The 12562-nt window shown below is 42.2% G+C and carries 10 protein-coding genes; all 10 read left to right on the plus strand.

The features are described 5' to 3' along the window. The first annotated feature begins 41 nt into the window (after nt 1-41). Nucleotides 42-824 carry a glycerophosphodiester phosphodiesterase gene (locus LX73_RS09570; RefSeq protein ID WP_148899280.1) on the plus strand — a complete coding sequence of 261 codons (783 nt, stop codon included), beginning with the start codon at nt 42-44 and terminating at the stop codon, nt 822-824. A 94-nt stretch (nt 825-918) separates the two neighbouring features. Next, nucleotides 919-2571: a CTP synthase gene (locus LX73_RS09575; protein ID WP_148899281.1), complete on the plus strand. Its 1653-nt coding sequence runs from the start codon at nt 919-921 to the stop codon at nt 2569-2571. Nucleotides 2572-2581: 10 nt separating this feature from the next. Then, on the plus strand, nt 2582-3052 hold the full coding sequence (locus tag LX73_RS09580; protein ID WP_148899282.1) for an NUDIX domain-containing protein: 471 nt from the start codon (nt 2582-2584) through the stop codon (nt 3050-3052). A gap of 84 nt (nt 3053-3136) precedes the next feature. Next, nucleotides 3137-4813 carry an amidohydrolase gene (locus LX73_RS09585; protein ID WP_148899283.1) on the plus strand — a complete coding sequence of 559 codons (1677 nt, stop codon included), beginning with the start codon at nt 3137-3139 and terminating at the stop codon, nt 4811-4813. A gap of 15 nt (nt 4814-4828) precedes the next feature. After that, nucleotides 4829-6502: an NAD+ synthase gene (locus tag LX73_RS09590; protein ID WP_148899284.1), complete on the plus strand. Its 1674-nt coding sequence runs from the start codon at nt 4829-4831 to the stop codon at nt 6500-6502. 121 nt (nt 6503-6623) lie between these two features. Further along, nucleotides 6624-8627, plus strand: coding sequence for a LysM peptidoglycan-binding domain-containing protein (locus LX73_RS09595; protein WP_148899285.1), 2004 nt, complete (start codon nt 6624-6626; stop codon nt 8625-8627). A gap of 6 nt (nt 8628-8633) precedes the next feature. Beyond that, a complete protein-coding gene (locus LX73_RS09600; RefSeq protein ID WP_148899286.1) occupies nt 8634-10280 on the plus strand; it encodes a S41 family peptidase in 1647 nt (548 codons plus the stop codon). Further along, entirely contained in the window at nt 10280-11119 is an 840-nt protein-coding gene (locus tag LX73_RS09605; RefSeq protein WP_246138220.1) for a PHP domain-containing protein, read from the plus strand. The genes LX73_RS09600 and LX73_RS09605 overlap by 1 nt, the downstream gene beginning before the upstream one ends. Nucleotides 11120-11125: 6 nt before the next feature. Further along, complete coding sequence (ribH, locus tag LX73_RS09610) at nt 11126-11599, plus strand: 6,7-dimethyl-8-ribityllumazine synthase (protein ID WP_148899288.1); 474 nt, start codon at nt 11126-11128, stop codon at nt 11597-11599. Between the two features lie 70 nt (nt 11600-11669). Further along, nucleotides 11670-12497 carry an undecaprenyl pyrophosphate synthase gene (locus LX73_RS09615; RefSeq protein WP_148899289.1) on the plus strand — a complete coding sequence of 276 codons (828 nt, stop codon included), beginning with the start codon at nt 11670-11672 and terminating at the stop codon, nt 12495-12497. Nucleotides 12498-12562: the final 65 nt, after the last annotated feature.

The raw sequence follows: 12562 nt of genomic DNA on the forward strand, positions 1-12562 counted from the left end.
TTTTATTTCTAATACCGAATATTGCATTTACACAAACAGTTATGAACAACGATCATCAGTTGCCAGCGTTATATAACCAAACATCAGAAGAGGTCATTATTATAGCTCATCGGGGAGCTAGCGCATATTATCCTGAAAATACGATGCCGGCCTTTAAAGCAGCAGTTGAAATGGGAGCTGAGATGATTGAGCTGGATGTGATGATGAGTAAAGACGGCGTGCCCATTGTTTTTCACGATTCTACTTTATACTCGCATACAAATGGAGAAGGGTTAGTCAAGGATTATACGCTTGAAGAGCTTAAAAAGCTTGATGCGGGATCGTGGTTTAGTGATGAGTTTGCGGGTACTCGTATTCCCACCCTCGATGAAGTGCTGGGGTTTGCAGCCGGAAAAATTGCTGTTAATATTGAAATAAAGTCTGAAGCTGTAAGTGACAAGGTAGAAGGCGGAGTAGTAGAAAAAAGTCTTGAGTTGGTTAGTAAACATAATATGAAAGAGCATGTGTTATTCTCCAGCTTTGATTATCTGGCACTTGAACAACTACACCGCTTAAAAGCAGATGTGATGGTGGCGATGTTATTTGATGATCGTCAGCTTGCACGTAAATTGCCGCACAAATTAATTAAACCGCTGCATGCTACTGCCTTTAATTGTCATTTCCGGGAGTTGAGTCGCCGATGGTTAAAGGATCTTCAGGAATATAATATTCCACATTTTATTTATACGGTTAATAATGCTCGTAAAATGAAAAGATTAATTAATTCCGGCGTAACGGGTATTTTTACCAACAGACCGGATGTACTTGTGGAGGTTGCACAATAAGGCATACCATCATCAGTAAAAATCAGGTGGTTTAAATTTGAATGCTGAGCAGAAACACTCTATTTTCCATTTACGCTAACCAATATATGTTTTCATGTCCACCAAATATATCTTCGTTACAGGCGGAGTAACATCATCACTGGGAAAGGGAATTATCTGTGCCTCTCTAGGCCGACTACTGGTGGCACGGGGTCTTAATGTTACTATTCAGAAGCTCGATCCGTATATCAATGTGGATCCGGGGACTATGAATCCGTATGAACACGGAGAAGTATATGTAACCGAAGACGGTGCAGAGACGGATTTAGATTTGGGGCATTACGAACGCTTCTTAGATATCCGCACTTCTCAGGAAAATAATGTTACGACCGGTCGCATTTATAATGATGTGATTTCTAAAGAACGTCAGGGTGCTTACCTTGGCAAGACAGTGCAGGTTATTCCGCATATCACCGATGAAATTAAATCACATATTGTTGCACTCGGTGAATCCGGAGATTATGATGTAGTGATTACAGAGATTGGCGGCACGGTGGGTGATATCGAAAGTTTGCCTTATATCGAGGCCGTCCGTCAGCTGCGGTATGATGTGGGGCGACAAAATACATTGTCGATACACTTAACATTGGTACCATACCTTTCAGCGGCGCGCGAATTAAAGACTAAGCCTACCCAACACTCCGTTAAAACGCTTTCCGAAAGTGGATTGCAACCGGATATTATTGTAGCTCGATCAGAACATGAACTTGATGATACTATCCGCAATAAGATTGCACAATTTTGTAATGTAGAGTATGAAGATGTCATCGCTTCGCTAGATGCAGAAAGCATATATAAAGTGCCGTTGCTGATGCAGGGCGAAGGCCTTGATGAGCGAGTAATTAAAAAGCTAAGTCTCGATGCCGGAGAGCCAGATTTAGATCGGTGGATCAAGTTTGTAGAAGCCGTGCGTACACCTTCCACCGAAATCACCATAGCACTGGTGGGTAAATATGTGGAGCACCACGACGCTTATAAATCTATTGTTGAGGCCTTTATCCATGCTGGTGCTGTAAATGATTGTTTGGTGAATATCCGCTGGATACAGTCTGATGATCTTGATGCAGATAATGTTGCTGAAAAACTGGAAGGGGTTTCCGGTGTATTAGTTGCTCCCGGCTTTGGTGGACGCGGTATCGCCGGAAAAGTAGCAGCTGTAAATTATTCCCGTATAAATGACATTCCATTTTTTGGTATTTGTCTTGGATTGCAGTGCGCTGTCATTGAATATGCTCGTAATGTATGTGGATGGCCGGGCGCTAGCAGTACTGAATTTGACGAGGATACTGAATATCCCATTATTGATCTGATGCCTGATCAAAAAGACATTGAAGAAAAAGGGGGGACCATGCGTTTGGGGCAGTACGACTGTGAGGTAAAAGAGGATTCTAAAGCATTTGCAGCTTATGGCCAACAGCAGTTTAAAGAACGTCACCGGCACCGTTACGAGGTGAACAATAACCTGCGGTACAAATTAGTCGAGGAAGGAATGAGGCTTACCGGCTTTAATCCTGAGCGTGATCTGGTAGAAATAATCGAGTTGCCGGATCATCCGTGGTTTGTAGGGGTGCAATTTCATCCTGAATATTGTTCAACGGTTAATAATCCGCAGCCGCTCTTTGTGGATTTTGTTGAAGCTAGTCTTGATTATGCAGAACAACATGAGTTGGAGTCAGCGATAGCACATGATGAGGTAGCCCTGCAATAATTTTGGCATTATGGAGTCCGGTTCTATATTTAGCCATCGGTTACGAACAAGAGTTTGCGGTTTGCTGGTTAGATCGCAAAAAATATTGCTTACACAAATCTATTCTCCTGCTCAGAATGCATTAGTTTGGATGCCGCCGGGCGGTGCGCTCAAGCCGGGTGAAACCCTGAGAGAAGCATTAGCGCGGGAGTTTGCCGAAGAAACCAGCCTAGAAGTTACCGTTAGGGATTTATTGCATATCAATGAATTTATTGAGTCCCCCTTTCATGCTATCGAGTTTTTCTTTGAGGTTTCAGATCCCCAAGGTGAAGTAGCATTGGGAACAGATCCTGAATTGGATGAAGAAGATCAGCTATTACGGGATATTCAATGGTTCCCTACCGGAGATTTGCCCGAAGAATCATTTTCTCCAAGAAGTTTGTTAGCTGTTATTCGTAACTGGGAGAATCGACAATCACTTCCTATCTCTGAGCACAAATAGATCACTATAATAGGGAAATACATTTTTTATCGTAGATTGTTTGCCATAACTTTAAAAACGAATTTTTAAACAACGAATATACCCATGTTTAAACGTCTGATCACACTATCCTTGTTGGCTTTTAGTCTCGTTCTTACCCTTTCTTGCCAGCAATCACCTTCTCCGGAAACTACCATTATTGAAAATGTTAATGGATATACTTTCTATAACGGCAAGCTTAAACAGTTTTCCTCGATTGCTTTTGAGAATGGCAAAGTCATTGATGTTTATACCGATACTACCTTTGAAAGTAGCGCCACTCAAAAAGTGATTGACGGAGCAGGAAAGACGATGCTGCCCGGACTTACCGATGCCCATGGACACGTAATGGGGCTGGGTTTCCAAGAAATGAACATAGATTTATCGAATGTTACATCACTTGACCAAGCATTACAAAAGGTAAGTGATTATGCTGCCGATTATCCCGATCTGAATTGGATAGAAGGTCGTGGTTGGAACCACACTCATTGGGATATTGGCCGTTTCCCCACGGCTGAAGAACTGGACAGCGTCGTCAGCGATAGGCCGGTGTGGCTGGGTCGCATTGATGGTCATGCAGGGTGGGCTAATTCCAAAGCTATGGAGATGGCCGGTATTACAGCTGATACCAAAGCACCCAAAGGTGGAAAGATTATTCGAGATGAAAACGGCAATCCAACGGGTGTTTTTGTAGATGCCGCAATGCAGCTTGTTGCATCCGAAATTCCCGAGCCTGATGCAGCTGAGCGCAAAAAGGCATTTAGCAAGGCACTTGCGCAGATGCGGAGCCATGGATTAACGAGCGCACACGATGCCGGTGTTGGGGTAGACGACTGGAACCTATATAAAAGATTCGCTGACCAGGATAAATTGACAACCCGCATTTACGGAATGATTGCCGGTGCTGGGGCCACTTTCGACAGCCTTTCACAAAACGGACCGATCAAATCGTATGCTAATGATATGCTAGCTCTTCGCAGTGTAAAATTATATGCCGACGGAGCGCTGGGCAGTCGCGGAGCTGCTATGCTTAAACCGTATTCCGATGATCCTGATAATACCGGCTTGTTATTTAATAGCCAAGAAGAAATGGACCAAATGGTTATGAAAACTACGAGCAATGGTTTCCAAACCAATGTCCATGCCATTGGAGATGCAGCAAATCGCCAAGTACTCGATGCGTTTGAAAACGCTAAAGATAGCTTAGGTAATCAGAATCTTCGCAACCGTATTGAGCATGCTCAGATTGTTTCAGTAAAAGATATTCCTCGTTTCAAAAAGCTGAATGTAATTGCATCCATGCAGCCAACTCATGCTACCAGTGATATGAATATGGCCGAAGATCGCGTGGGTGCGCAGCGCATGGAGGGGAGTTATGCATGGCAGTCATTTTTAGACCAGGGAACAGTTATAGCTTCCGGTTCTGATTTTCCGGTTGAGCATGTAAATCCCTTTTATGGATTGTATTCAGCTGTTACGCGCCAAGATCATCAGGGCAATCCCGAAGGTGGTTGGTATCCTTCAGAGCGAATGAGTCGAAAGCAGGCCTTTCGTTCTTTTACATTAGATGCGGCTTATGCTGCCCATCAAGAAGAATCGTTGGGTAGTCTTGAACCTGGTAAATGGGCTGATTTTATTTTGGTAGACCGTGACTTTTTTGAAGTAAGCACTGACAAAATTTGGCAAACTGATGTGTTAGAAACCTGGGTAGGCGGGAAGCAGGTCTATTCTGCCGAGCAGTAATATTGTTATTGATTTATGAAAATACGTTTAGCACAAATAAATCCCACAATTGGTGATTTACAGGGTAACAGCGCGCTTATTGAACAGACTATAGCTGATGCTGAAAATGATACCATAGATTTATTAATCTTCCCCGAGCTGGCTGTATGTGGGTATATACCGCTGGACTTGCTGGAGCGTCCTGCGTTTTTGGATGATATTTATCAGACAAATGAGGAACTTGTGGATCACTCTCGGGATACAGCAGTCCTCTTTGGTACGGTTACCCCCAATGAAAGTGAAACAGGTCGTTCTTGCTTTAATAGTGCTATTTTAGCCCGCGATGGCAAGGTGCAAGCAGAAGTTCATAAAGCACTGTTGCCGACTTACGATGTATATAACGAGCTACGTTATTTTGAGCCAGATAATACCTTTGAATGCGTTGAGTTTGAGGGGCACCAATTAGGGATAACAGTTTGTGAAGATATCTGGCACAATTTTGAGTTACCCTACATAACGTATGATATAAATCCCACGAAAGAGCTGATAAATGGTGGGGCAGAAGCAATTTTTAACTTATCAGCCTCTCCTTATACGCGAAATAAACCGGCTAAGCGAAAGCAGATGCTTTGCCAGCGAGCACGCGAATTTAATGTGCCTGTATTCTATGTTAATCAGGTGGGCAGTAATACTGAACTAATTTCCGACGGTGATTCTATGGTAATCGATCACACCGAAGATGTTATTGCCCGCGCTCCGTTGTTTGAAGAAACTGCTGTCGATGTACATTGGAATCCGAAAGAAGATGTTATTGAGCAAACAGAACCACCTGCAGAAGGTGCCAAACCCATTGAACAGATGTTTGGTGCGCTTCAATTGGGACTTCGGGACTATCTAGAAAAGACCCAGATTACCGATAAGGTAGTAGTGGGACTCAGCGGCGGTATAGATTCGGCCTTGGTTGCTGTTATTGCGGTGGAAGCCTTAGGCGCCGAGAATGTGGTGGGAATCACCATGCCGTCAAAATTTTCGTCTGAGGGTAGTGTCACTGATTCTCAGGAACTAGCTCAAAATTTGGGTATTAGTTGTCATGAGATAGTCATCAAGGATATTTATAAGGAGTTTACCCAGTTGTTACATCCTTTTTTCGAGGATACTGAATTTGGTACAGCTGAAGAAAATATCCAGCCCAGAATACGAGGCACATTACTGATGGCTTACTCTAATAAATTTAGGCACATGCTGCTTAATACCGGCAACAAGTCGGAGCTTGCAATTGGCTACTGTACGCTCTATGGGGATATGTCGGGCGGTTTGAGTATGATTGGGGATCTGTATAAGAGTGAAGTTTACGAGATGGCCCGATGGTTAAATAATGTGTATTTTGATGATAATATCATTCCTCCGCAGATATTACGGAAACCGCCAAGTGCCGAGCTGCGTCCTGATCAGGCAGATACCGATAGTTTACCGGAGTACGATACGTTGGATGCCATCCTGAAGGCCTATATTGAAGAGCAGGTTTCTATAGATGTAATTGCCGATCGTGGGTATGACCCAGATCTTATTAAACGTATTATCTCACTTGTTGATAATATGGAGTATAAGCGATTTCAGGGAGTGCCAATATTAAAAGTAAGTGATAAAGCATTTGGTTCCGGTCGTAATATGCCGGTTGTCCAGCAGTGGTCTCATAATTTTAGAGACTAAAAATATGCTAAAAAGGAGTTACTAACGTTGAAAAGTTAGCAGCTAAGAATTGTCATAATTTGCTAAAGTAATTCTTATATTTGAATATTAAACGAAAGAAATTTTAAGCCAAAGGATATTTATGCGATTTAAGCTACTATTGGTTTTGGTATTTGTAATGGCATGGGCTACGCACTCTGTATATGCTCAAAAAGACGGATCACAGATTATACTGGAGAAAAAACCGTTGCCGGCCAAAGTGCTGCCGTATAATAATCCAATGTTGCCTGATCAGGATCAATCTGTATCTCAGTCACAGCCAACCGACCAAAAGCTGAATAACTTCCAAAAAGATATGATGATTCGCATTTCGGATATCTACCGAATGCATATTAAAGCCGTTGAGGCACAGGTTGAAGATGATCCGCTAAGTGCTGAAAAGCATATTACTGATGCATTAAATGCTCTACAGAATATGCTTGATGAATATCCCGAAATACAGTCTAACCCACGGTTTAGTGAGATTTACCGGTCGGTGATGACGGAGTATCGAGAATTTTACGGTGTTTCAGATTCTACAAAGAAAGTGGAAGGCGAAATTTTTGCCATCCAAAAAGAACTATATTCTGGAGACGATGATTGGGTGAAAGAGGAGTATTCATTACCGAAAAATATTATAACACCGTCAACTGAGGTGCCGCTTGTGCAAAATAGACAGGTTAATCGGCATCTAATGTATTATTCGCTGAAGCGGCCTGAAGTGATGGAGTCTTGGCTGAAACGCAAAGAGAAATATTTTCCCATGATGCGTGAGATATTCCAGGAAGAAGGGGTGCCTGTTGAGCTCATTCACCTTGCGATGGTAGAAAGTGGACTAAATCCTGAGGCGCGAAGTTGGGCATCAGCTGTAGGGATGTGGCAGTTTATTAATGCTACCGGATCGATGTATGGATTGGAAGTGAATTGGTGGATTGATGAACGCCGTGATCCCGAAAAAGCAACGCGAGCAGCAGCCCGCCATTTAAAAGATTTGTATAACATCTGGAATGACTGGCATTTGGCCATGGCTAATTACAATATTAGTCCACGAGGATTAAAGAGAGCAATTCGTGCAGCCGGTAAGGAAGATTATTGGGCTGCCTATCCTTATCTGCCTCGAGAAACCCAAGGATATGTCCCAGGCTTTATTGCAGCTACAATGATTGAAATGAATCCCACTGCTTTTGGCTTTAAGAAAAAATATGAAAATGAACCATATGATTACCAGGTTCACCAGGTTGATCCGTTGATGCCGCTTGATGCTTTGGCAGAAGCAGCAGGAATTAGCTTGAGTAAGCTCAAAAGCTATAATCCTGAACTGCTCCGCTGGGCTACCCCGCCGGGAAATAAATATCCGTTGAAACTGCCAAAGGGCAGTAAAGAACAGTTTGCGGCTAATTATGATGATATCCCAAAAAATAAGCGCAGCCAAAATGTAGCTATGCATACTGTTAACCAGGGCGAAACATTGGGATATATTGCTCGAAAATACGGAACTTCAGTTCGGGCATTGTTTGAAACCAATGAAAATTTATCCAACACTATTTATCCCGGACAAAAGATTGTGGTACCTCTTGCGCCCGGCAGTAAGGATAAGATTGCCGTTGATACACCTTCAAATCAGCCGCGTGATAATGTTAATGGTTCAAGCTCTGGGTCAAAATCGAATGTACCGGCTAATTCTACAAAGTTAACCTACGAGGTAAAAAGTGGCGATACGATAGGACATATTGCTGAATGGTATGATGTAAGAGCATGGCAAATCCGTTCGTGGAATGGCATCTCAAATACTATTCGTCCCGGAGAAGATTTGGTGGTGTATGTGCCTGATAACAAATTGTCATATTATGCTCAGATTAATAGTATGAGTTTTAGCAAAAAACAGCGTATTGAACGGGAACAACGGTCCGGCAAAAACGTAACTAACGTTTATTTGGCATCAGCATCTGAATCAGGAGGTAATGTGCATTACACGGTGCGCCAAAATGATACGTTGATTGAAATTGCTAATTCGTTTGGTGTTTCGGTGAGTCAGATTAAACGACTGAATAACCTGAACAATTCTCGAATTTATGTAGGGCAAAAGTTGAATATCAAGCCTGAATAGAACCTTATGGCGAAGTGGAAAAAGATATTAGCAGGTGCTATTCTAGGCATTACCAGTCTTGTATTGGTAGGTTTTGCCCGCAATCCTGATATCTATTTCCTCATAAAAAAGAACTTCACCATTTTCAGCGAAGTATATCGCGAAGTTTCGCTGCATTATGTTGACAAGGTCAATCCTGAGAAGCTTATGCGTAGGGGTATTGACGCTATGCTGGAATCTCTGGATCCCTACACGGTATTGGTTGATGAAGCTGAGACACAGCGTATGGAAATTATTACGCGTGGCAGCTATGGGGGAGTCGGACTGGATGTTGGGTTCCGAGGAGATAAGATTGTGGTGGTTGCTCCCATTGAGGGATATGCCGCCTATAATAAGGGAATCCGTTCGGGTGATATTATTACCAAAGTAGATGGTGTTCCTGTGGGAGAAATGAATCCGGATGAGGTGCAAAACTTAATGGCCGGTGAACCGGGGTCATCAGTAACACTGACGGTTGAACGATATGGTATTGATCACCCGCTGAGTTTTAAGCTGCAGCGCGAACGTGTAGAAGTTAAGAATATAACATATTCTGGTTTTGTAGGAGATAATAAGCAAGTAGGATACATCCTGTTGAAACGTTTTGCGCGGCAGGCTGGGCAGGAAATTAGGCACGCGTTACAAAATTTGCGATCCCAAAAGCAATTGGAAGGAGTTATCCTTGATCTCCGAAATAATCCCGGTGGATTACTTGAAGAGGCAGTTAGCACTGTTGATACCTTTGTTCCCAAAGGACAATTGGTTGTTGAAACAAGGGGACGAAACAACCGTCACGATAAACGGTTTGAAACCCAGCAACAGGCACCGGCTGATAAATTACCATTGATTATTTTGCAAAATGGGGGTAGCGCTAGTGCATCAGAAATTGTATCAGGTGCGTTGCAAGATCTGGATCGGGCAGTAATTATCGGAGAGCAAAGTTTTGGTAAGGGACTGGTACAGACCGTGCGCCCCCTTTCTTATAATACAGTTCTTAAACTTACAAGCTCACGGTACTATATTCCCAGTGGACGTAGCATTCAGTCGGTAACATACACACATAAAGGTAAAAATACACCGGTTGAGAAGGCTGATTCGGCGCAAAAAGAGTTTATGACTCAGGCCGGGCGTACTGTATATGATGGAGATGGAATTGCACCTGATATTAATATTTCGGCATCGAATACTACGCTATTACAGACTTCGCTGATGCGCCAGAATATGTTTTTCAACTTTGCGAACAAGTATGCCGCTGAGCATGATTCGTTGGATAAAACCATGCATAATGATCAAGTTTATGATGATTTTAAATCTTTTTTGAATAGGCAGGAATTTGAGTATGGTCACCCTTCAGAAGAATACTTGGCAAAGATCGATTCCTCACTTAATGGAGGGATTGATGAGTCAGATAAGCATATCAAGGCCTTGAGAAAACAGATAGAACAGCAAAAGGCTCAGTCGTTTGATGAGCAACGGATGGCTATTCAAAAACAGTTGTATTTAGAACTTGTTGCCCGATATAAAGGGCGGGAAGGACAGCGAGCGGCTTCTCTGCCTTATGATCCCTTAGTTACGAAAGCTGTTGAAATTTTGAATGATTCTGTTAAATACAATCAAATTTTGTCGGTGGAATAATGGCAAAAGCTGATTTACATATTCATACTACTGCTTCTGATGGACATATGAATCCTGAAGCAGTAATACACAATGCCCAAAAACATGGATTGGATATAATTGCTATTACTGATCATGATACCGTTAGGGGATATCGAAAAGCTCAGTCGATAGCCAAAGAGGTTGGCATTGAATTACTACCCGGCAGTGAAATAACCGCTGATTTTAACGGACGAGAGTGTCACTTGCTGGCATACTGTTTTGATCCAGATCATCCATCCATAAAAAAATTAGTGGCTCAGCAGTATCGTTCACGGTTAAAACGCGGAAAATGGATTATCAATGAGCTTTCAAAAGAGGGGTTAGAGCTGGATATTGAAGAGGTAAAAGCGGAAGCTAACGGGGGCAATATTGGGCGTCCGCATATAGCTGCGGTACTCATTAATAAGGGATATGTTGCGTCATTTAAGGAAGCTTTTATTCGATACTTAAGTGATGAATCACTGGGCAATATTTATAATGAATATTATTCACATCATGATGTTATTAGGGCGGTTAAAGATGCTGGTGGTGCTATAGTTATTGCGCATCCTGGAAACTTATATAGTGAGGATGATCTCGAACAACTTGTTGATGCCGGTGTGGATGGTATAGAGTTTATGCATCCCAGTCATGATTATGAGACTCAAAAACGCATTGAAGCATTTGCTGAAAAGCACAATCTGCTGCAAACCGGTGGGAGTGATTTCCACGGTGGAGACAAAGAGTATCAAAAGTATTTTGGGGTGATAACCATTAACACTTCTTATGTACATCGGTTGCAGCGTATGACGAATCAAAGAAAAAAGATAAACGTATAAATACTTATGGCGCGGAAAATATTGGAAGGCCATATCGAGGATACATTCACTGTTGGTATTGTAGCGGCGAAATGGAATTCATTCATTACTGATGAACTATTAGCAGGAGCTTGTGAAACATTAAAAGATCATGGTTTTACTGACGAACAAATTGTTGTTGCTCGTTGCCCGGGTGCGTATGAAATTCCGTTTACTGCACGCCGGTTGCTTCCTAAAGTAGATGGGATTGTGACACTTGGATCGGTAATACGGGGAGACACACCTCATTTTGAGTATGTTTGTGAAGCAGTAAATCGTGGAGTGTTAAAATTAAATATGTCGGGCAATAAGCCAGTGGTTTTTGGAGTTTTAACTACGGATGATGTACAGCAGGCGCAGAAGCGATGTGGATTGGTTGGTGATCACGGTAACAAAGGATCAGAGACAGCGCTTGCTCTTATACACATGCTAACACTGACGGAAAGTATTGATCAATTATAATATCAAAAGTTTGATATAACGGGTATAAAACTCTAATATTGATAGCTTATCAAAACAGGTATAACAGGCATTGAAACCAATATCACTCACAAATAAAGAACAAGCCACCGCCGATAAGGAATTGCAGGCGGATTTAGCTGATCAGGGAGAAATCCCCGATCATATAGCTATTATCATGGATGGTAATGGCCGTTGGGCTCAGAATCGCGGTAATTTGCGTGCTTACGGTCACAAAGCCGGAGTGAATTCTGTGCGTGATATTACTGAAGCTTGTGCTCAAATTGGAGTGAAATACCTGACGCTGTATGCTTTTTCAACGGAAAATTGGGGGCGTCCCAAGATTGAAGTAAATGCCTTAATGCATTTGATGGCTCGCTCTCTGCGCAAAGAAGCCCAAAATTTGAAAGAAAATAACATAAAACTTCAAACAATTGGCCAAGTCGACCGATTTCCGAAAAAGTGTCAGCGTGAACTTCGTGAAGCTATTTTATGTACGAAAGAAAATGATGGTCTGCATTTATGTTTAGCACTCAGTTATTCTGGCAGGTGGGATATTACTGAAGCTGTAAAGAAGATTTCGCAGCGAGTAAAAGAAGGTGATATTGAGCCTGATGAAATAGATGATGAAACGATAAGCGCTCATTTGTCAACAGCTCGTATTCCTGATCCTGAACTTATTATTCGTACTAGCGGTGAATACAGGCTTAGTAATTTTTTGTTGTGGCAGCTAGCTTACTCAGAATTATACATTACAGAAACTTACTGGCCAGATTTTCGCCGCAATGAACTTTATAAAGCCATCCAATCATTTCAAGAACGTGATCGCAGATTTGGTGAAATTTCTGAAAATAATACGAAGGAATCAATGAATCTGTCCGTTCAAGAGTTGACATCATAATCAACATATACAAATAAGATAAGCTCAATTTTGTTTCAAGAATTAACCCACGTGAAGAAATTTTT

Origin of the sequence: Fodinibius salinus, assembly GCF_008124865.1 — a bacterium.
Taxonomy (GTDB): domain Bacteria; phylum Bacteroidota; class Rhodothermia; order Balneolales; family Balneolaceae; genus Fodinibius; species Fodinibius salinus.